This is a genomic window from Aeromicrobium sp. 10G20-16 (assembly GCF_055809665.1).
In genome coordinates this window covers 388,296-406,960 of record NZ_CM147919.1, presented here as the reverse complement: position 1 = coordinate 406,960, position 18,665 = coordinate 388,296, and the positions used below count along the sequence as shown (strand labels likewise).

Sequence of the window (18,665 nt, the reverse complement as noted above, 5' to 3'; positions counted from 1 at the left end):
CCCTACTCGAACGGTTCGGGGTCCCCCGCCCCGACGCGCACGACCTCGGCGTAGCCGTCGCTGAGGTCGACCACGGTGGTGGGCTCGGGGATCACCTCGACGCCGGACTCGATGACCGCGTCGATGCGGCCGTCGAGCTCGTCGGCGATCTCCCACGCCTGGGTCATGGCCTCGTCGGCTCCCGGCATGATCAACGTCGTCGACAAGATGGGTTCGCCGAGCGTGGCGAGCAGCGCCTGGACGATGCGATGGTCCGGGATCCGCACGCCGACGGTCTTCTTCTTCTCCTGCAGCAGCCGCTTGGGCACCTCACGCGTGCCGGGGAGGATGAACGTGTACGGGCCGGGCGTGGCGGCCTTGACGGCTCTGAAGACCGCGTTGTCCACGTGGACGAACTGGCCGAGCTGGGAGAAGTCCTTGCACACCAACGTGAAGTGGTGCTTGTCGTCGAGCTGGCGGATGGAGCGGATCCGGTCGAGCGCGTCGGCATTGCCGATCTGCGCGCCGAGCGCATAGCCCGAGTCAGTGGGATAGGCGATCAGACCGCCGTCGGCGATGACTGCGACCGCCTGGTCGACGGCGCGCTGCTGGGGGTTGTCGGGATGGATGTCGATGAATCGAGCCATGTCCCGAACCTATAACCCCCAGCAGGCGCTGCTGGTCATCTGAAGATGCTGTATCCGCCCGGTCCGACGAGCGCTGCGACGATCAGCAGGACGATGCCGATCAGGATGTCGCCGCGGACGAGCCGCAGGATGCCGTAGATCGCGATCGCGACCGCGATGATCCACAGGATGAATGCCATGGTGGTGTCTCCCTCTGTTGTCAGCGGCTCTGGCCGCATGGAGGTGAACGTACCCACTCGGCGAGAACCCAACCACCGGGGTTCTCGCCGAGCGGGCCGTCAGTCGCCCTTCACGTTGATGATCTGCCGCAGCACGTGCCTGATCTGCACCAGCTCTCGGGCGTCCTCCATCACGACGTCGATGTCCTTGTACGCTCCCGGGATCTCGTCCACGAAGGCGTCGGTGTCCCGGTACTCGATGTCGCCCATCGCGCGCCGAAGGTCGTCGTGGGTGAAGGTCTTCCGCGCTCGCGTCCGGCTCAGCTCGCGGCCCGCTCCGTGCGGTGAGGAGTTGAGCGACGGCGCGAAGCCCTTGCCCTCCACCACGTAGGACCGTGTCCCCATGGATCCCGGGATCAGCCCGGGCGTCCCGAGGGACGCATCGATGGCACCCTTGCGTGACAGCCACACCGTCTTGCCGTAGTGCGACTCCTGAGTGGTGTAGTTGTGATGGCAGTTGATCTGCTCGGCCCGGGCCACCGACGCATCGCCGATCCAGTCTCCGAAGCACGTGACCACCCGGTCCATCATCTCCTCACGGTTGAGCAGGGCGAACTTCTGCGCCCACCGCAGCTCGCGGATGTAGCTCCAGAACTCGTCGGTTCCCTGCACCAGGTAGGCCAGGTCCGGATCCGGAAGATCGATCCACCAGCGCTTGCACATCTGCTGCGCGACCTTGATGTGCTTCACGGCGATCTTGTTCCCGACGCCTCGAGATCCCGAGTGCAGGAACAGCCAGACCCGGTCCTCCTCGTCGAGGCTGACCTCGATGAAGTGGTTGCCGGAGCCCAGGGTGCCGAGCTGGAGCTCCCAGCTCGCGGAGTACGCCACCGGGTCGAACCCTGCCGACACCGCGTCGGCGCTGAGCTCGTCGAGCCGCTGACGCGTGTGATCGCGCGTCACCTCGACGTTGTAGCCACCAGCCGAGACCGGGACGGCATCCTCGATGGCCTCGCGCAGTGACCGACGATCCGCCGGAAGCTGCTGGCCGGTGTAGTCGGTGCGGACGGCGATCATGCCGCACCCGATGTCGACACCCACGGCGGCGGGCATGACGGCGCCGAGCGTGGGAATGACCGAGCCGACGGTGGCGCCCTTGCCCAGGTGCGCGTCCGGCATGAGGGCCAGGTGGGGGTAGACGAAGGGCATGGTGCTGGTCGCCTCCGCCTGCGCCCGGGTCGCGGGCTCCAGGATGGACGCCCAGTTCAGGAGCCGCTTCGAGATCTGCTGCATGGGACTGACTTTCTCGTGAGTGGTGACAATGAAAAAACCCCGACCGCTACGCGGTCGGGGCCAGGCTCGTGGTGACGGAACAGGGTTCAGTCATCGTCGAGACAACGGCGTCGTCCGCGGGTACGCCCGTAGGAGCGGGCGAATTCGGGCAGGCTCGAGCGACGTTGCGGCGCGGTGTTCCACGTCATGGCGTCTCCTCGGGTCGGCCCGTCCTCTGGACGGCTGGGATCGGACTGTACACGAGTGCGCGGGATGCGTGTCGCTACCGGGATCCGGCTCGAGCATCGGAGACGCTGGAGACGGCCCTACGAAGTATGAGCTCGTAGGGCCTTATGCATGCCCGTCCTCCCGGGTGTGGCGCAACCACCACAACCCCACGAACGGCAGCACGAGCGGGATGAACACGTACCCCTGCCCGAAGTCCGACCACACGGTCTGGTCGGGGAACAACGAGCCGTCGACGATCGTCAGGATGCCGACGGCGATCACGCCGGTCAGCTCGAAGACGATCGTGGCGACGGCGACCCGGCGGCGCCCCGTCGCCAGCGCCCAGGTGGCGATCACGTAGACCACCCCTGCCACGGCGGACAGTGCATAGGCCACCGGGGCCTCGTCCGCCTTGGTCAGCAGCTGGGTGATCGAGCGGGCCGAGGCGGCGAGGGCGAAGATCGCGTAGACCGCGACGAGCACGCGGCCGAACCCCGATCGGGTGGAGTCGTCAGACAATGGTCCCCTCCCAGATTCCGTGCAGACGAGCAGCGAGAACGGCCACGGTCAGCAGGGCGACCACCACCACGCCGGTCCCCCAGCGCGACTTCTCGGCGATACCCCACAGCACGGCAGCGGGTGGGATCACCACCACGGTCACGAGGTAGGACACGAACAGCACGCCGTCGACGTCGCGATCGGTGCGGGCCAGGGCGATCGAGCCACCCACGAGCGCTCCCACCAGGCCGATCTCGAGCACCGACACGGCGTAGAACAGCGGGTTGGAGAACGGCAGGTCACGCAGGGTGTGCCACGCGGCGTACCCGGCGATCACCACGGCGAGGAGCGCGACGGCCCACGCCACCGACTCGCTCACGGCCCGACTCCCGCGTCGTCGAGGATCCGCACGATGGACTGCTCGGCGAACGTTCGCCAGGTGGCCACGCGTCGGAACATGAAGTGTCCGGCTCCGGGCAACGACTGCCACGACGCGGCGGTGGCCGTCGGACGTGACCGTTCGACGAAGTCCTTGCTCCAGCGCGGAGAGGTCCACCGGTCGGACGAGCCGTGCAGCACGTGCAGCGACCTGCCGGCGATCGCAGCGTGGGGCTCCCCCTCGGGCAGCCATGGCGCCAGCCCCACGACTCCGATCACCGCAGGGTCGTCGGCGACGCGGCACGCGGTCCGGCCGCCCATCGAGTGCCCCAGCAGGACGACCGGCACGCCGGGACGTTCCTGTCGCAGGCGGACCAGGACCTCACGGGCATCACGTACCGGCGACGGGTCCGACGGTCCGTTCCACCCGCGCAGGCGGAACTGCAGCAGGTCCAGGTCCAGCCGCTGGTCGCGCGCGAACGAGCGCATCGAGCGCGCCATGAGCGCCATCCGCCACCAGCTGGCGTGCGTGTTGCGCACCGGTTCGGTGTTGCGCTCCTGGCCGCCGTGCAGCACCAGGACGCTGGCGCGCGGCTGGTCCAGCCGGACGTAGGAGTCGACGTGGGGCGAATCGACCATGGACGGATCCGGCACGGCTAGCTGAAGGCGTTCTGGCCGGTCAGCGCCTGGCCGAGGACGAGCATGTGCATCTCCGTGGTGCCTTCGTAGGTCAAGACCGACTCCAGGTTGTTCATGTGCCGGATCACGGGGTACTCCAACGAGATGCCGTTCGCGCCCAGGATGGTGCGCGACGTGCGGCAGATGTCGAGCGCCTCACGGATGTTGTTGAGCTTGCCGAAGCTGACCTGCTCGGGTGTCAGGCCCACCGAGTCCTTGCGGCGACCGAGGTGCAACGCCAGCAGCAGGCCCTTGTGCAGCTCGAGACACATGTCGGCGAGCTTGGCCTGGGTCAGCTGGAAGCCGCCGATCGGGCGACCGAACTGCTCGCGCGTCCTCGAGTACTCCAGGGCCGACTCGAACGACGAGCGCGCGGCGCCCATCGACCCCCAGACGATGCCGTAGCGGGCCTCGGTCAAGCACGAGAGCGGACCCTTGAGCCCGCGGACCTCCGGGAACATCGCGCTCGCCGGGACGCGGCACCCCTCGAGCACCAGCTCGGCGGTGGCCGACGCCCGCAGTGACATCTTGTGCTTGATCAGGTTGGCGGTGAAGCCCGGGGTCTCGGTCGGCACCGCGAAGCCGCGGATGCCCTCGTCGGTCTGCGCCCAGATCACGGCCACGTCGGCGAAGGTTCCGTTGCTGATCCACAGCTTGGTGCCGTCGATGACCCAGTCGGACCCGTCCTTGCGTGCTGTGGTGCGCATGTGGGCGGGATCGGAGCCGTGGTCGGGTTCGGTGAGACCGAAGCAACCGACCAGGTCGCCGGTTCCCAGGCCCGGCAGCCATCGCTGCTTCTCCTCCTCCGACGCCCACTGCCAGATCGCGTACATCGCCAGCGAGCCCTGCACCGACACCATCGAGCGAATGCCGGAGTCGCAGGCCTCGAGCTCGACGCACGCCAGTCCGTAGTCGACCGAGGACATGCCGGGCAGCGTGTAGCCCTCCAGATGCATGCCCAGCAGGCCGAGCGACCCGAACTCCTTCATCAAGGCCCGGGGGTCGTCGACGCCGCCGTCCTCGAACCACGTCGCGATGTGCGGCTGGACGCGCTGTGCCAGCAGGCTGCGCACCGAGTCGCGGACGGCGATCTCGTCCGGCGTCAGGAGGTCGTCGATCCCCAGTGGGTCAGCGGGGTCGAAAGCAGGTGACGTCATGGCCGCACGCTATCTGAACGGGCCAGACGCCGCGATGGGACTACGATCAAGGGTGCCCGGGTGCACGAGTCGGCACAGAAATTCGCCGAAACTTCATGGTCGGACCCACCCACCGGCCCCGCAGCACCGAATGACCCACGACAAGTTGCCCAGGAAGGCGGCCCAGTGAACGAACCCGCCAAGTTGCGCGTCGTCGAGTCAGACGTCGCCGCACCCGTGGATCTGAACGCTCTGCTGACCCAGGTCGGCCGAGGTGACGAGGCGGCCCTCGGGCAGCTGTACGACCAGATGGGTTCGGCCGTGTTCGGTCTGGCTCGTCGCATCATCCGGGATCCGTCCCGGGCCGAAGAAGTGACCCAGGAGGTGTTTGTGCAGGTCTGGCAGTCCGCCACGCGTTTCGACGCCTCTCGCGGCTCAGCACGTTCTTGGTTGTTGACCCTCGCGCACCGCCGCGCGGTCGACGCGGTCCGCCACGACCAGGCGGCCACCGATCGTGAGAAGCGCTACGACTGGTCCGGTGGTCCTGACTTCGACGTCGTCGAGGAGACCGTGACCATCGGGCTCGAGCACGAGCAGGTGCGCCGCTGCCTCGACGGCCTCACCGACATCCAGCGTGAAGCCATCGTCCTCGCCTACTACCAGGGGCACACCTACAACGAGGTCGCCGAGATGCTCGGAGCCAACCAGGCGACCGTCAAGACCCGCATGCGCGACGGACTCATCCGTCTGCGCGACTGCATGGGAGTGAGCTCATGACCATCGATCTGCACGCGTTCACCGCGCCGTATGCGCTGAACGCCCTCGACGACCTCGAGCGGGCGCGCTTCGAGGCGCACCTCGAGTCGTGCGTCGACTGCCGCGAAGAGCTGGCCGGATTCGCCGCCACGGCGGGGCGCATCGGCGAGTCCCTGCGTCAGACTCCCCCGCCGATGCTGCGCGACCGGCTCATGGCCGAGATCGCGAGCACGCCCCAGCAGCGCCGACTCCTCGTGGACCGGCCGGGACGCCTGCGTCGCGTGATTCCCCGCGTCGCCGTCGCTGCCGCTCTGCTGGTCGGAGGATTCGGCGTCGGCGGCTACGTGCTGGAGCACCAGCGCGCCGAGGACCTGAGCGTGCGCAACGTCGCGATCAGCACGGTGCTCGGTGCGCCGGACGCCGACACCCAGACCAAGGTCTTCGAGGGCGGCGGCAACATGCGCATGGTCTCCTCGGTCAGCAACGACTCGGCCGTCGTGGTCGCCCACGGCCTGTCCGCACCCGGTGCCGACAAGGTCTACCAGCTCTGGATGATCGACGACTCCGGGCCGCACTCCCAGGGCACGTTCACCTCGTCGGGCACGATGATCATGCACGGCCTGGGCACCGCGGACCGCATCGCCGTCACGGTCGAACCGGCCGGCGGCTCCAAGCAGCCGACCACACCGCCGATCGCCACGCTGGCGGTCTGACGCCTCGGCGTGGAGATCACTATGATCTGCACGTGGATGCTCTGAAAGAGGCTGTCACCGACGCGGTGTCGGTCGTGCTGGTCGGGTTCCGGCTGGCAGTGGTCCACCTCCCGACGCTCCTGGTGATCTTCCTGGCCGGCGCGGGCGTCCGCAACGGGGTGCTGTGGGCGTCGGTGGCGTTGAGCGACTCTCACCACACGCTCGCCGGCCTGCTGCTGCCGCTTGCTCCGATGGCCACCCTGACGGCCATCATCTTGATGCTCCGTCACGTGGCGCACGCCCTGCCGTGGGCATCCTTCGGCGAGACAGTCGACGACCAACGACGTCGCAACCGCTACCTGGCCCTGCTGGCCAGCACCCTGATCCCCTTCCTGACGGTCTACGCCGCTCAGGGGTACCTCAAGGAGGATCTGCGGGCCTTCGTCAACGCGGCCGCGTACGACGAGATCTTCGGCAACTCCGACCTGTTCTACGGCGGCAGCGCCGACGTCGACCGCACGATCATCGCCGACGGCCTGTTGATGGTCGCCCTCGTCGCGGTGGCGCTGGCCCTTCGATTCCTCATCAGTCGGTTCGACCTGCCATCGAAGAACGTCGGTTTCGGGATCGTGGCGGCCTACGTGGAGGTCCTGTGGCTGTTCCTGCTGGCGAGCCAGCTGACCCGCTACCAGGACATCGCGTGGCAGTGGGTGCGAGATCGACGCTTCGTGGACTGGGTCGACGACCGGTGGTCCGCGCTGCTCGGTGTGATCGGACCGCTGGCCACACCGGTCGACGCAGTCGCGACGTGGCTCGGGACGCTGCTCACCGACGCCAACGCCGTGGTGCTGATCCCGATCGCCTGGCTCACCGTCGGCGCCGTCGCCCTCGGTCAGAAGATCGAGGCACCACCGAAGCCCAAGCGTCCCTCCTCACGGGTGCACGCAACCGTCCAGCGCGTCCCCCCGGTGGTTCGACGCGTGGGGTCCGAGGCCACGGCAGACCTCCGGGGGCGCTTCTCGGGCCTGGCGAACGGGCTGCGACTGCTCGCGGTCGGCGGGCTGCTGCCGATGCTGCTGTTCTGCATCGTCTTCGTGGTCGCTCGCCAGGCCGGCTCCCTGACCGTCGAGCTGTGGCGTCTGGTGGTCGGCCCCACCGGTCGCGACACCGCCATCGCCTTCGGCGCCTACGTCGACCTGCTGCGCGACGGCGTCTACACCGTGGTCCTCGTGGGCCTGCTCGCTGCGGCGATCGATCGAGTCGTCCGTCATCGCGACCGGGCGGGCGCACCGGCTCAGGTCAGCGGCAGCTCGGCGTAGCGCGGCAGGAACCACCACACCCGCACGGACGTCGGTTCGGCGTCGGCCGCCGTCAGCACGTAGACGCGGGTCGAGTAGCGACGCGGGCGCGGAGCCTCGCCGGGGCTGACCTGCGGCGCAGCCTCGCTGCCGGGCTTCGGCTGGGGTCCGGGGGTCTCGTCGGGCACGCAGTCGTAGGTCGGGGTCGGCGCTCCCGGGTCGAAGCTCAGCGTCCCGGCGTCGTAGCGTGATCCGTCCCGATCGAACAGGGCGACCTGGCAGCCGAACAACGAGATGTCCGGATCCGCGTCCCAGCCCAGACGGACCTCCCACAGCGCAGCTCCGTCGGGCAGCTCGGCAGGCTTGTACGCTCCCGGCAGCTCGGTGACCTGCTCAGCACTCTCGAGCCGCACGGTGGCGCGAATCGGATAGCGCAACCGGCCGTCGTCGTACTCGTCGGAGATCGTGACGGATCCGTCGGCAGCCGCCGGCGCTGCGTCGTGGAAGCCGCGTTTCCACCAGTACTCGTCGACGTACATGCCACTGGCCGCCAGGGCCCCGACGAGCACGACCGGCAGGACGAGCAGGGCGATCCGCTGCCGGCGCCACCAGGTGCCCCGGCCGCTCATCGTCCCCCCAGCGAGTAGGACGCAACCGGCAGCTCCTCGACGGTCTTCCACTGCGCGACGTCATCGGCCGTGATGCCGAGGTCGATGACGGCGATGTCGTCGTGTCGAGGGTCCAGGGAGTCCGGGGAGAGTCCGAGCGTCGCGCCCGCCAGCGTCTTCGGGTCCACCTCCACGATCGCGGTGCACGACGATGTCAGACCCACCGGGGCTCGGGGGCAGTCGACGTCGTTGCGCTGCCCGAACCCCGAGAAGATCGTGGTCCGTCCGGAGCGGTCGACCAACCGGCCGTAGGAGATCCCCGATGCCTCGCCGCGCGGGACGAAGTCGAAGTGGACCACCAGCACCACACCGGGGCTGCGGATGCTGGAGCCCAGCTCACGCAGGATCGAGGTGGCGCCGTCGACCTTCGTGACGGTGAGATCGCCGGTCCGCATCGCGATGGTCTGTCCGACCACGCCGTTGCGCTCGAAGAGGCGACTGCCGTCCTTGCCGTCCGGCAGGGTGTCGTTGAGGAACTGCCCCACGGCGAGAGCGGCCACGACCAGGGCACCGACGCCGAACCGTGACCTCATGACGCCCTCAACGGTTCGACGGCGAAGGTGCCGACGGCATCGGGACTGCGGTCAAACCAGTCCTCCTGGTCGTCCAGCGAGCTGCGCCGGAATCCGTGCGTGAACGACTCCAGCTCGACCTCGTCGGGAACGGGTTGAGCGGCGTCCTGCTCCCAGATGAACGCGACCTCGTAGGTGAGCCCCGGGCCGACCTCGCCGAGCGCGACACGGTCGGTGGCCACCACGACGCGCGGCTCGGCGTCGGCGCTCGCCACCAGCGCCGTGTCGTACTCACCGGCCGCCAGACCGTCGACGCCTCGCAGTCGCAGGGCATCGCGCACCACGAACGAGCCGACCGTGAGGTCCTGGTCGGTGCGCAGGTCGGCGAACACCACGAGGAACCGTCCGACCTTGCTGGGCTCGAACCCCTCCCCCAGATCGTCTGCCCAGACGACGCGTCGGATGGTCATCTCGAACGGTTCGGCCAGATGCTCCTCGTTCGCCACCAAGGTCGTGCGGGGCTCGGGCTCTGCGCGCTCGAGTCCTCCGAACAGTCCTGACACCAGGAGCACCACGACGCCGGCCCCGAGGACGACCTGTCGGATCGAGCGACGAGACAACCAGTCGCGCACCACCGCTCCGCGAGAAGCCTGCCCCGTCATGGCGAACATCGTAGTGACTGACATCATGATCGGCGTGACCGCACCGCTCGTCGTCATCTCCGCCGCCATGGCCGTGCCGTCCGGGTACTACCGACCGCTCGTCGAGGCCTTCGACGCGCGCGGCTGGGAGGCGCACGTGATGCCCACCCGCGGGTTCGAGCGCGGCGAACCGGCCGCTTCGCGGGCCCACGACTGGAGCTACGACACCGAGGTCGACGCGATCGCCGACGTCGTCTCCCGAGCCCGTGCTGCCCGGCCCGATCGGCCCGTGGTCCTGCTCGGGCACAGCCTCGGTGCCCAGCTCGGTGCCATGCACGAGCTGCACCGCTCCCCCAGCGACGGGTTCGTCGCCGTGGGCGGCGGCGTGCCGCACTACAAGGAGTACCCGTACGGCGGACTTCCGGTGCTCTTCATGGGGCTCAGCGTGCCGATCGCGACCCGCCTGTTCGGCTTCCTGCCCAAGCCGTTCTTCGGCGCCCCGGGCGCCAGCACCCTGATGCGACAGTGGGCGCGATTCGTGCGCACCGGTCAGCCCCCGTTCGAGGTGCCGCACCCGATCTCGACGCCCTCGTTGGTCGTCAAGCTGCAGGCCGATGCGCTCGCCGTGAGCGCCGCCAACGACGAGTTCGTCCGTCGCTTCCTCGATCCGGCCACCACGACGCGCTGGACCTACCGGAAGACCGACGTCCCCGACGGGGGCACGACCGACCACATCGCGTGGGTCAAGCACCCCGACGTCGTCGTCGACCGCATCACCGCGTGGTGGAACGCACTCCCCGGCGCGTCGCAGCACGACACCTGACCGCCCGACCCTGCCCCGTGCCCGGGTTCCCGGCTACTCGGCGAACGCCTCGATCGGGGGGCACGAGCACGCGAGGTTGCGATCGCCGTACGCCTGGTCGATGCGTCCCACCGGGGGCCAGTACTTGTCGTCGGTGCTCCCGGCAGGGAACACGCCCGTGGCGACGTCGTACGGGTGGGACCAGTCGAGCAGCTCACGCGTCGTGTGCGGGGCGTTCCGCAACGGGTGGTCCTCGGCGTCGAACGTGCCGTCGGCCACCTGGTCGATCTCGGCACGGATGGCCAGCATGGCCTCGCAGAACCGGTCGAGCTCGGCCAGGTCCTCGGACTCGGTCGGCTCGACCATCAGCGTGCCGGCCACCGGGAAGCTCATCGTCGGGGCGTGGAAGCCGTAGTCGATCAGGCGCTTGGCGACGTCGTCGATGGTGACTCCCGACGCCTTGGTGAGCGGGCGGACGTCCAGGATGCACTCGTGCGCGACCAGGTCGTGGTCGCCGGTGTAGAGCACCGGGAAGGCGCCTGAGACCCGCTTGGCGATGTAGTTGGCCGACAGCACCGCCACGGAGGTGGCGTCGGTGAGGCCCTGGGCGCCCATCATGGCGATGTACGCGTACGGGATCGGCAGGATGCCGGCCGATCCGTACGGGGCGGCACTGATCGCGCCGATGCCGTCACGCCTGGCCGCGACGGGGTGCATCGGGTGGCTGGGCAGGAACGGCGCGAGGTGCTCGGCCACCGCCACGGGACCGACGCCGGGCCCACCACCGCCGTGCGGGATGCAGAAGGTCTTGTGCAGGTTCAGGTGCGACACGTCGCCGCCGAACTCGCCGGGGGCGGCATGACCGAGCAGCGCGTTGAGATTCGCGCCGTCGACGTAGACCTGTCCCCCGTGGGCGTGCACGATGTCGCACAGCTCGGTGATCCCGTGCTCGTAGACACCGTGCGTGGACGGGTAGGTGACCATGATGGCCGCGAGATCGTCGGCGTGCGCCTCGCACTGTGCGCGGAGGTCCTCGAGGTCGACCTCGCCGCGCTCGCTGGACTTGACGATGACCACGCGCATGCCGGCCATGACGGCCGACGCGGCATTGGTGCCGTGCGCAGACGCCGGGATGAGGCACACGTCGCGGGCCTCGTCGGCCCGGCTGCGGTGGTACGCCCGGATGGCCAGGAGTCCGGCGAGCTCGCCCTGCGAACCGGCGTTCGGCTGGATGGAGACCGCGGCGTAGCCGGTCACCTCGGCCAGCCACTGCTCGAGGGTGTCGACCAGCTCGATCATCCCCGTCGCGTCCTCGGCGGGGAGGAACGGGTGCAGGTCGGCGAAGCCCGGGTAGCTGATCGGCTCCATCTCCGCGGTGGCGTTGAGCTTCATCGTGCACGACCCCAGCGGGATCATGCCTCGATCGAGGGCGTAGTCACGGTCGCTGAGCTTCTTGAGGTAGCGCAGCATCTGGGTCTCGCTGCGATGCTCGTGGAAGACCGGATGGGTCAGGATCGCGTCGTCGCGCAGCTCGGGCATCGTGGCCCGCGACGCGGGATGCTCCGGATGCGGGACGCCGAAGGCGCTCCACACGGCCTGCAGGTGCTCGGCCGTGGTCGCCTCGTTGGTCGAGACCCCGACGTGGTCGGGGTCCACCAGCAGCAGATGGACGTCCGCAGCACGTGCGGCGGCGACGACCTCGGCCGCCCGGCCGGGCACCGTGGCCACGAAGGTGTCGAAGAACCCTGCCTCGGGGACGTCGACACCACCGTCGCGCAGTCCCGCCGCCAGCATCGACGCCTGGTCGTTGACCCGCTGCGCGATGGCACGCAGCCCGTCAGGGCCGTGGTAGACCGCGTACATCGACGCTGCGACGGCCAACAGGACCTGGGCGGTGCAGATGTTGGACGTGGCCTTCTCGCGGCGGATGTGCTGCTCACGCGTCTGCAGCGCGAGACGGTACGCGGGTCGGCCGGCGGAGTCGACCGAGACGCCGACCAGACGGCCGGGCAGGTGTCGCTCCAGACCGGCACGCACGGCCATGAAGCCCGCATGCGGGCCGCCGTAGAACATCGGGACGCCGAAGCGCTGGGTCGAGCCGACGACGACGTCTGCGCCCATCGAGCCCGGCGACGTCATGAGCACCAGCGCGAGCGGGTCGGAGACCACCACGGCCAGTCCGTCCTGGGCGTGTGCCGCCTCGATCGCGGCACGTGGGTCGCCGATCTGACCGTCCGACCGTGGGTAGGCCACGATGACGCCGGCGAGCTGGATGTCGGGGACGCCGGCGGTGAAGTCGACCTCGACCAGCTCGATGCCGAGCGCGTCGGCACGCGTGTGCGTCACGGCCAGCGTCTGCGGATGCAGGCCTGCGTCGATGAGGATCGGCAGGTCGTCCTTGCCGCGGGTCGCGCGCCGGATCAGCGTCATGGCCTCCGCGACGGCGGTGCCCTCGTCGAGCAGCGAGGAGTTGGACGTCGGCAGGCCGGTCAGGTCCGCGATGACCGTCTGGAAGTTCAGCAGCGCCTCGAGGCGGCCCTGCGAGATCTCCGGCTGGTACGGCGTGTAGGCGGTGTACCAGGAGGGATCCTCCAGGACGTTGCGTCGGATGACCGCCGGGGTGATCGTGGGGTGGTAGCCGAGTCCGATCATCGAGATGCCGGGGTTGTTGCGGGCAGCAAGCTCGCGCAGCGTCGACAGGACCTCGGTCTCGGTCCGCGCCTCAGGAAGCCCCAACGCCTCGCTGCTGCGGATGCCGGACGGGACGGCCGCCTGCATCAGCGCGTCGAGGGAGTCGAAGCCGACCGTGCGCAGCATCTGCCTCTGGTCGGAGGGCGTCGGGCCGATGTGGCGGTCGACGAAACGATCGGACGTGCCGCTGCTGCTCATGGCGCTGGTGCTCATGGAGGGGACTCCCGGGGTCGACGACGGGCGGTGTCCCTCCCCTTCTGTCACGCCGTGCGGGCCGCTCCAGAATTGCCTCGGTCGCGTGGTCCTGGTGCCTGAGAGGTTCCGGGGAGGAATTGCCCCTTCGGCGCCGCTGGGAAGCGAGCTCTCCCACGCGTGGTCGACAGCGCGATCAGCCTAGCAACCGCGGGAGCGTCACGCGCCAGCGGCGCGCGCGCGACGACGAGCCGCGAGCTCGTCGGTGGCGTCGGACTCGGTGTCCGAGGCCGTGCGCTCGCTCGGGAGCTCGTGCAGCGAGCCCTCGATCTCCTTCCAGACACCGCCGACGGCGATGCCGAAGACGCCTTGGCCACCCTGGAGGAGGTCGATGACCTCGTCGGCGGAGCGGCACTCGTACACGCTGGCGCCGTCGCTCATCAACGTGACCTGGGTCAGGTCGTCGGTGCCGCGGACGCGCAGGTGGTCGATGGCGATGCGGATCTGCTGCAGCGAGACACCGGCGTCGAGCAGACGCTTGATGATCTTGAGCAGCAGGATGTCCTTGAAGGAGTACAGACGCTGCGTGCCGGACCCGGTGGCCGAGCGCACGGTGGGCTCCACGAGCTGCGTGCGGGCCCAGTAGTCGAGCTGCCGGTAGGTGATCCCGGCAGCGGCGCAGGCCGTGGGTCCGCGGTAGCCGGCGTTCTCCGACAGCGGCGACACGTCGTCGTTGAACAACAGGCCCTGGTCGCCTGCTTGGGCGACGGCATCCGTCGTGTCAACGGATGAATCAGGCAACTCGTTCATGACTGGCCTTCCAGACTGTCGTGGGGGAAGACTACCGCGACGAAACTACATCGGTGTGCATCGGGCAGTAGTCTCACGGTAAGGGTGAGAGTTACCCGGGTCAACGACCGCAGGCGTGTCGCGAGGCAAAGACTGCGCGTCTCAGTCGGTCTCGAAGTCCTCGGGAGCCACGTGGTCGAGGAACTCGCGGAACTTCTCGATCTCCTCGTTCTCGTCGCGGCTGGCCTCGATGCCGGCGGCGTCCAGCACGTCCTCGGTGCACACGATGCGGGCCCCCGACCGCAGTGCGAGCGCGATCGAGTCCGAGGGACGTGCGTCGACCTCCGCCCCGGACGCGAATCGCAGCAGTGCGTGGAACACACCGTCGTTGACCTCGGTGATCCGCACCTCGTCCAGGGCGTCGCCCAACGCGTCGACGATCCGCTCCATCAGCTCGTGCGTCAGCGGCCGCGGCGTGGCGGAACCCTGCTGGGCGTAGGCGATGGCCGATGCCTCGACCGCACCGATCCAGATCGGCAGGTAGCGATTCCCCACGGTCTCGCGCAGCAGCACCAAGGGCTGGTTGGAGGGCCGCTCGACGCGGACCCCGACGACCTCGACCTCGCGCACGTCAGCTCCGCAGGTGGCGCCGGACCAGCACGGTGTGCAGGGCCACCGACAGCGACGCGAGCGAGGCGACGGCCTGCTCGCTGGCCTCGCGGTCCTGCGACCTCGTCCGCGGCGTGACCACCTGGTCGAACAGTGCAGCCTCACGGTCGGCGGCGGCGACGAACATGCGCAGGTGCCGTGGTTCGAGGCCGAGGGTGGCGAACCGGCCGACCAGGGACGCGACGTGCAGGTCGTCGCCGTCGAAGTAGGCCGAGGCGCTGCGCCGCGTGATGAGTCCGAACTCCTCGATCGCGGACAGCGTCTCGTCGGAGATCTCCGCGGTGCTCAGCAGGTCCTCGCGCGTCAGCCGCAGCTGGCTGCGAGGAGCCATGAAGGTCTGCGCCGTGGGGAGGTCGTCTCCGGCCAACGCCAGCTCCGGCACGCGGACGCCGGGCACCTCGGTGTCGGGAACGCGGCCGTTGTCCATGTCGTCGAGGACCTGGCGAATGTGGTTCAGCGGCCAGAACCGATCACGCTGCTGACGCAGGATGAACCGGAGGCGCTCGACGTCGGCGTACGAGAACTTGCGATATCCCGACGGGGTGCGCTCGGGCTCGAGCAACCCTTCGCGCTCCAGATAGCGGATCTTGGTGATCGACAGGTCGGGGAACTCCGGGCGGAGCTCCTCGAGAACCTTGCCGATGCCGAGCCTGGAGAGCTCGGGCACCGGCTGGGTCATGCCGGTCCCTGGGCCGAGCCGGCGGCGTCCTGCGTGGCGCCGGCGAAGTAGATCAACCTGTACTTGCCGATCTGGACCTCGTCGCCTCCGGAGAGGGTGACCTCGCCGTCGATGCGGTCGCGGTTCACGTAGGTGCCGTTGAGGCTCCCCAGGTCCGTGACGGCGTATCCGGCCTCGCTGCGGTTGAACGTGGCGTGACGGCGCGACACGCTGATGTCGTCCAGGAAGATGTCACTGGACGGATGGCGTCCGACGGTGACGGCGTCCATGTCGAGCAGGAAGCGGGCCCCGGCGTCGGGACCACGCTGCACCAGCAGCATGGCACTTCCGGCGGGCAGGTTCTCGACCGCGGAGACGTCGGAGGACGACATCTCCTCGGTGTCGGCATCGAGTGCCGGGATGTGCCCGGTGTGCTCGACCCCGCCGGCCGACCAGCTGTCCGACATGGCTCTCAACTCCTGCTCGTCACTCGGCTCGAACGGTGCTCCCGGTTCGACCCCAAACCTAGCATCGAGAGGTGCGCTCCGATGAGGGCGCGGGTCAGGATCCGGACGCCGTCAGAGCGGTGTACGCCTCGGCTGCCATCAACGGCCCTGTCGGATCGTCATCGGTCGGACGGAGCTTGATCAGCCACCCCTCGCCGTACGGGTCGGAGTTGATGACCTCCGGCGAGTTGTCGAGTGCCTCGTTGCGGGCGATGACCTCGCCACTGATGGGCGAGAACACGTCGCTGACGGACTTGGTCGACTCGAGCTCACCGATGACCGCACCCGCCTCGACCGAGTCGCCCACGCCCGGCAGCTCCACGTAGACGATGTCGCCGAGGGCCTCCTGCGCATAGTCGGTGATGCCGACCACGACGACCTCGTCGTCCACGCGCACCCACTCGTGCTCTTCGCTGTAGTGCAGATCCTCAGGGATCACCGGGTCTCCTCGACTGGTCGGGCTCAGGAATCGGGACGAGCGTACTCCGGCGACCGCACGTCGGCGAGGGCGGTGATCGTGATGAGGCTCTTGCGCGTCACCGCCACCTCTCCCCCGCGCCGCTCGATCGTGTCGACGAGTCCGCCGAGGATCTGGGTGGCGGTGGCCATCGTGCTGGTGTCGCCGATCGCCTCGATGACGTACGGGGGCTTCACGTCGCGTCCGCCGATGCGGATGGACCCGTCGGTGTCGATGAAGTAGGTCTGGCCCACGACACGGACCGTGCCGTTGATCGCGATCGCCTCCGCACCGGAGTTGCGCAGCTCCTCGACCGCGTCGAGGAGCGCCCCGGCATCGACCCCGCCGTCGGGATCCGACACGGTCACGACCACTCCCGGACCGGTGGCCGGGACGGTTCCGGCCAGGATGGCCAGGGCGTCGGCGCGGTCGCGCGCCTGCTGCTGCGCCGCCTCGGACCGCTTCGACGAGTTCAGCAGGTCGTTGCGCGTGGCGGTGAGGTCGTCGATCTGACCGTCGAGCCGCTGGTTGGACGCGTCGAGCGACTTCAGCAGCTCCACGAGGTCCTCGCTGCGTGCGTTCTGGTAGTCGTCCGCCGGCCTGTCGCGCACCTGCACGGTGATGGCCAGCGCCAGGACACCGATCAGGACCGCGACGAGCGCCTGCGACCAGCGCCGGTGATCACGCACGGAAGATCCTGCGGCGGATCGCAGCTGCGTTCGCGAAGATCCGGATGCCCAGCACCACGACCACGCCGGTCGACAGCTGCGACCCCACACCGAGCTGATCGCCGAGGAACACCATGAAGGCGGCGATCAGCACGTTGGAGATGAAGGAGACCACGAACACGCGATCGTTGAACCGCCGCTCCCCGAGCGCCCGGAGTGCTCCCACCACCGCGTCGAGGGCTGCGATGACCGCGATCGGGAGGTACGGCTGCAGGGCGACGGGGACGGTCGGCTGCAGCAGCAGGCCGATGGTCACGCCGACGACGACTCCGATGACCGGGATCATGACGCAGCCTCGATCGGGGTGGCGTGGACGATCTGCTGCCGGTTGTCGGCCACCGCGCCGAGCCGCTGGTTCGACGTGGTGGCGACGGCGTAGTCGAGGCCCGTGTCGGCGGCACGCGCTCGCCAGTCACGGCCGAGCCGGCTCTCGTCGAGGCGGTCACGCAGGGTCGCGATGTCACCGATCGCGCGGATCACGTACGGCGGGGCGATCGAGACCAGGTTGACGGTGACCGCCTGCCCGGCGGTGCGGATGGAGGTGAGGGTGCCGATCCGCTGCCCGTTGACCGAGATCGCCTCGGCACCGAAGTACCACAGGGCGTTCACGAGCACCTGCAGGTCCGAGTCCGACACGTCGCCGCGACCGCCGTCGTCGGCCGCCGGATCGATGGTCACGCGGATGCCGGGGCCGCGGACGGCCACCGACGCCGTGCTGGTGCGCAGAGCGTCCGCAGCCGGGTCGGACGTCCCGGAAGCGGCAGACAGATCACGGACCTGGTCGCGCAGGCTCGCCAACGTGTCGCGTCGCTCCACCCCGACGGCGCGGCGGACCGACACGTCCTGGGCCAGCGCTCGCTGCTCGCGCTCGGTGGCGGGGCGGTTGGTGGCGGTCTGGACCGCCGTGATGGTGACGAGCAGCGCGAACACGCCGAGCGCAGCGGCCGTCAGCGTGGTGTTGAAGGAGCGCGACGGCTCCTGCTCCCCCGCCCGCACCACGTAGTAGTCGTCGTCGAGCGCCGTGTCGGCGATCTGCTCGAGCAGTCCCTCGCTCATGCGCGTACTCGTTCGGTGGTGGTCATGAGTCGTCTGACCTGGAACGCGTAGAGGACACCGCCCCACCAGTACAGGCTCACGCCCCACGCCGTGAACGCCCAGCCGAAGACGTTCGCGAGGTCAGCCACGGTTCCGGGTGCATCGCCGAGCAGGAGCAGCGGGAACGCGTACAACAAGCTGGCGGTGGCGGCCTTGCCGAGGAAGTGCACCGGGAGCGACGAGTAGCCGCGCGTGCGCAGGAACGGCACGAGCGAGAACAAGAAGACGTCGCGCAGCGGCAGGATGATGGCCAGCCACCACGGGATGATGTCGCGGACGCCGAGGCCGACGACGACGGCCAGGATGTAGAACCGGTCGGCGACCGGGTCGAGGATGGCACCGAGCTTGGAGGTCTGGTTCAGGCTGCGGGCCAGCTTGCCGTCGAGGTAGTCGGTGATCCCCGACACCATCAGCACCACCAGTGCCAGCTCGTCCCACTCCGGGCCGAGCACCAGCCACAGGAACACCGGTACGAGCAGAAGTCGCACGAAGCTCAGCGCGTTCGGAACCGTGAGCACACGCTCAGACGCCACGGTT

Annotated in this window: 24 protein-coding genes and 1 riboswitch; of the genes, 4 read left to right on the top strand and 20 right to left on the bottom strand. The window is 69.1% G+C overall.

The window, feature by feature from the left end:
- Positions 1-2: 2 nt before the first annotated feature.
- The 7 genes from AC0L5F_RS02055 to AC0L5F_RS02025 form a co-directional block, all read right to left on the bottom strand.
- A complete protein-coding gene (locus AC0L5F_RS02055; RefSeq protein ID WP_473314946.1) occupies positions 3-626 on the bottom strand; it encodes an L-threonylcarbamoyladenylate synthase in 624 nt (207 codons plus the stop codon).
- Positions 627-661: 35 nt separating this feature from the next.
- On the bottom strand, positions 662-805 hold the full coding sequence (locus AC0L5F_RS02050; protein WP_473314945.1) for a GPGG-motif small membrane protein: 144 nt from the start codon (positions 803-805) through the stop codon (positions 662-664).
- A gap of 99 nt (positions 806-904) precedes the next feature.
- Entirely contained in the window at positions 905-2,077 is a 1,173-nt protein-coding gene (locus tag AC0L5F_RS02045; protein ID WP_473314944.1) for an RtcB family protein, read from the bottom strand.
- Positions 2,078-2,407: 330 nt separating this feature from the next.
- Positions 2,408-2,803 (bottom strand): hypothetical protein, encoded by a 396-nt coding sequence (locus AC0L5F_RS02040; protein ID WP_473314943.1) that lies wholly within the window; start codon positions 2,801-2,803, stop codon positions 2,408-2,410.
- Positions 2,796-3,161, bottom strand: coding sequence for a hypothetical protein (locus tag AC0L5F_RS02035; RefSeq protein ID WP_473314942.1), 366 nt, complete (start codon positions 3,159-3,161; stop codon positions 2,796-2,798). Before AC0L5F_RS02035 ends, AC0L5F_RS02040 begins: the two co-directional genes overlap by 8 nt.
- On the bottom strand, positions 3,158-3,799 hold the full coding sequence (locus AC0L5F_RS02030; RefSeq protein ID WP_473314941.1) for an alpha/beta hydrolase: 642 nt from the start codon (positions 3,797-3,799) through the stop codon (positions 3,158-3,160). The genes AC0L5F_RS02035 and AC0L5F_RS02030 overlap by 4 nt, the downstream gene beginning before the upstream one ends.
- Before the next feature lie 17 nt (positions 3,800-3,816).
- A complete protein-coding gene (locus AC0L5F_RS02025) occupies positions 3,817-4,995 on the bottom strand; it encodes an acyl-CoA dehydrogenase family protein (protein WP_473314940.1) in 1,179 nt (392 codons plus the stop codon).
- Positions 4,996-5,160: 165 nt separating this feature from the next.
- Here AC0L5F_RS02025 and sigK point away from each other — a divergent pair, with 165 nt between their 5' ends.
- The 3 genes from sigK to AC0L5F_RS02010 are packed head-to-tail and all read left to right on the top strand — an operon-like array spanning position 5,161 to position 7,741.
- Positions 5,161-5,751: an ECF RNA polymerase sigma factor SigK gene (gene sigK / locus AC0L5F_RS02020; protein ID WP_473314939.1), complete on the top strand. Its 591-nt coding sequence runs from the start codon at positions 5,161-5,163 to the stop codon at positions 5,749-5,751.
- A complete protein-coding gene (locus AC0L5F_RS02015) occupies positions 5,748-6,443 on the top strand; it encodes an anti-sigma factor (RefSeq protein ID WP_473314938.1) in 696 nt (231 codons plus the stop codon). Before sigK ends, AC0L5F_RS02015 begins: the two co-directional genes overlap by 4 nt.
- 32 nt (positions 6,444-6,475) lie before the next feature.
- Positions 6,476-7,741, top strand: a complete 1,266-nt coding sequence (locus tag AC0L5F_RS02010) for a hypothetical protein (protein WP_473314937.1) — start codon at positions 6,476-6,478, stop codon at positions 7,739-7,741.
- On the opposite strand, the gene AC0L5F_RS02005 is transcribed toward AC0L5F_RS02010, so the two are convergent.
- From AC0L5F_RS02005 to AC0L5F_RS01995, 3 genes are read right to left on the bottom strand one after another with little or no spacing between them, the layout of a single operon-like run.
- Positions 7,717-8,349, bottom strand: coding sequence for a hypothetical protein (locus AC0L5F_RS02005; RefSeq protein WP_473314936.1), 633 nt, complete (start codon positions 8,347-8,349; stop codon positions 7,717-7,719). The two genes, AC0L5F_RS02010 and AC0L5F_RS02005, sit on opposite strands and share 25 nt — an antisense overlap.
- Positions 8,346-8,921 carry a hypothetical protein gene (locus AC0L5F_RS02000; RefSeq protein WP_473314935.1) on the bottom strand — a complete coding sequence of 192 codons (576 nt, stop codon included), beginning with the start codon at positions 8,919-8,921 and terminating at the stop codon, positions 8,346-8,348. Before AC0L5F_RS02000 ends, AC0L5F_RS02005 begins: the two co-directional genes overlap by 4 nt.
- Entirely contained in the window at positions 8,918-9,562 is a 645-nt protein-coding gene (locus AC0L5F_RS01995) for a hypothetical protein (RefSeq protein ID WP_473314934.1), read from the bottom strand. The genes AC0L5F_RS02000 and AC0L5F_RS01995 overlap by 4 nt, the downstream gene beginning before the upstream one ends.
- A gap of 34 nt (positions 9,563-9,596) precedes the next feature.
- On the opposite strand from AC0L5F_RS01995, the gene AC0L5F_RS01990 reads away from it, so the two are divergent.
- On the top strand, positions 9,597-10,364 hold the full coding sequence (locus AC0L5F_RS01990) for an alpha/beta fold hydrolase (RefSeq protein WP_473314933.1): 768 nt from the start codon (positions 9,597-9,599) through the stop codon (positions 10,362-10,364).
- 33 nt (positions 10,365-10,397) lie between these two features.
- Here the strand turns inward: AC0L5F_RS01990 and gcvP are convergent, their stop codons facing one another.
- From gcvP to AC0L5F_RS01940, 10 genes are all read right to left on the bottom strand, one after another.
- Positions 10,398-13,247, bottom strand: a complete 2,850-nt coding sequence (gcvP, locus tag AC0L5F_RS01985; RefSeq protein WP_473314932.1) for an aminomethyl-transferring glycine dehydrogenase — start codon at positions 13,245-13,247, stop codon at positions 10,398-10,400.
- Positions 13,248-13,323: 76 nt separating this feature from the next.
- Positions 13,324-13,413: riboswitch (glycine riboswitch) on the bottom strand.
- A gap of 32 nt (positions 13,414-13,445) precedes the next feature.
- Positions 13,446-14,036, bottom strand: coding sequence for a MerR family transcriptional regulator (locus AC0L5F_RS01980; RefSeq protein ID WP_473314931.1), 591 nt, complete (start codon positions 14,034-14,036; stop codon positions 13,446-13,448).
- 141 nt (positions 14,037-14,177) lie between these two features.
- Complete coding sequence (locus AC0L5F_RS01975; protein WP_473314930.1) at positions 14,178-14,645, bottom strand: bifunctional nuclease family protein; 468 nt, start codon at positions 14,643-14,645, stop codon at positions 14,178-14,180.
- Position 14,646: 1 nt separating this feature from the next.
- Entirely contained in the window at positions 14,647-15,363 is a 717-nt protein-coding gene (gene ftsR / locus AC0L5F_RS01970; RefSeq protein ID WP_473314929.1) for a transcriptional regulator FtsR, read from the bottom strand.
- Complete coding sequence (locus AC0L5F_RS01965) at positions 15,360-15,809, bottom strand: FHA domain-containing protein (protein ID WP_473314928.1); 450 nt, start codon at positions 15,807-15,809, stop codon at positions 15,360-15,362. Before AC0L5F_RS01965 ends, ftsR begins: the two co-directional genes overlap by 4 nt.
- Positions 15,810-15,903: 94 nt before the next feature.
- Positions 15,904-16,287: a glycine cleavage system protein GcvH gene (gene gcvH / locus AC0L5F_RS01960; RefSeq protein WP_473314927.1), complete on the bottom strand. Its 384-nt coding sequence runs from the start codon at positions 16,285-16,287 to the stop codon at positions 15,904-15,906.
- A gap of 23 nt (positions 16,288-16,310) precedes the next feature.
- On the bottom strand, positions 16,311-16,994 hold the full coding sequence (locus AC0L5F_RS01955) for a DUF881 domain-containing protein (protein ID WP_473314926.1): 684 nt from the start codon (positions 16,992-16,994) through the stop codon (positions 16,311-16,313).
- Positions 16,987-17,319 (bottom strand): small basic family protein, encoded by a 333-nt coding sequence (locus tag AC0L5F_RS01950; RefSeq protein WP_473314925.1) that lies wholly within the window; start codon positions 17,317-17,319, stop codon positions 16,987-16,989. The genes AC0L5F_RS01955 and AC0L5F_RS01950 overlap by 8 nt, the downstream gene beginning before the upstream one ends.
- A complete protein-coding gene (locus AC0L5F_RS01945) occupies positions 17,316-18,089 on the bottom strand; it encodes a DUF881 domain-containing protein (protein ID WP_473314924.1) in 774 nt (257 codons plus the stop codon). Before AC0L5F_RS01945 ends, AC0L5F_RS01950 begins: the two co-directional genes overlap by 4 nt.
- A complete protein-coding gene (locus AC0L5F_RS01940; RefSeq protein ID WP_473314923.1) occupies positions 18,086-18,661 on the bottom strand; it encodes a CDP-alcohol phosphatidyltransferase family protein in 576 nt (191 codons plus the stop codon). Before AC0L5F_RS01940 ends, AC0L5F_RS01945 begins: the two co-directional genes overlap by 4 nt.
- Positions 18,662-18,665 lie beyond the last annotated feature (4 nt).

What these genes read in the sequence shown, in the direction of transcription:
- gcvP (WP_473314932.1), bottom strand. Translation starts at nt 13,247, where the DNA reads ATGAGCACCAGCGCCATGAGCAGCAGCGGCACGTCCGATCGTTTCGTC.
- AC0L5F_RS02045 (WP_473314944.1), bottom strand. Translation starts at nt 2,077, where the DNA reads ATGCAGCAGATCTCGAAGCGGCTCCTGAACTGGGCGTCCATCCTGGAG.
- AC0L5F_RS02025 (WP_473314940.1), bottom strand. Translation starts at nt 4,995, where the DNA reads ATGACGTCACCTGCTTTCGACCCCGCTGACCCACTGGGGATCGACGAC.
- AC0L5F_RS02015 (WP_473314938.1), top strand. Translation starts at nt 5,748, where the DNA reads ATGACCATCGATCTGCACGCGTTCACCGCGCCGTATGCGCTGAACGCC.
- AC0L5F_RS02050 (WP_473314945.1), bottom strand. Translation starts at nt 805, where the DNA reads ATGGCATTCATCCTGTGGATCATCGCGGTCGCGATCGCGATCTACGGC.
- AC0L5F_RS01995 (WP_473314934.1), bottom strand. Translation starts at nt 9,562, where the DNA reads ATGACGGGGCAGGCTTCTCGCGGAGCGGTGGTGCGCGACTGGTTGTCT.
- AC0L5F_RS02005 (WP_473314936.1), bottom strand. Translation starts at nt 8,349, where the DNA reads ATGAGCGGCCGGGGCACCTGGTGGCGCCGGCAGCGGATCGCCCTGCTC.
- AC0L5F_RS01945 (WP_473314924.1), bottom strand. Translation starts at nt 18,089, where the DNA reads ATGAGCGAGGGACTGCTCGAGCAGATCGCCGACACGGCGCTCGACGAC.
- ftsR (WP_473314929.1), bottom strand. Translation starts at nt 15,363, where the DNA reads ATGACCCAGCCGGTGCCCGAGCTCTCCAGGCTCGGCATCGGCAAGGTT.
- AC0L5F_RS02030 (WP_473314941.1), bottom strand. Translation starts at nt 3,799, where the DNA reads ATGGTCGATTCGCCCCACGTCGACTCCTACGTCCGGCTGGACCAGCCG.
- AC0L5F_RS02055 (WP_473314946.1), bottom strand. Translation starts at nt 626, where the DNA reads ATGGCTCGATTCATCGACATCCATCCCGACAACCCCCAGCAGCGCGCC.
- AC0L5F_RS01980 (WP_473314931.1), bottom strand. Translation starts at nt 14,036, where the DNA reads ATGAACGAGTTGCCTGATTCATCCGTTGACACGACGGATGCCGTCGCC.
- AC0L5F_RS02000 (WP_473314935.1), bottom strand. Translation starts at nt 8,921, where the DNA reads ATGAGGTCACGGTTCGGCGTCGGTGCCCTGGTCGTGGCCGCTCTCGCC.
- AC0L5F_RS01965 (WP_473314928.1), bottom strand. Translation starts at nt 15,809, where the DNA reads ATGTCGGACAGCTGGTCGGCCGGCGGGGTCGAGCACACCGGGCACATC.
- AC0L5F_RS01950 (WP_473314925.1), bottom strand. Translation starts at nt 17,319, where the DNA reads ATGATCCCGGTCATCGGAGTCGTCGTCGGCGTGACCATCGGCCTGCTG.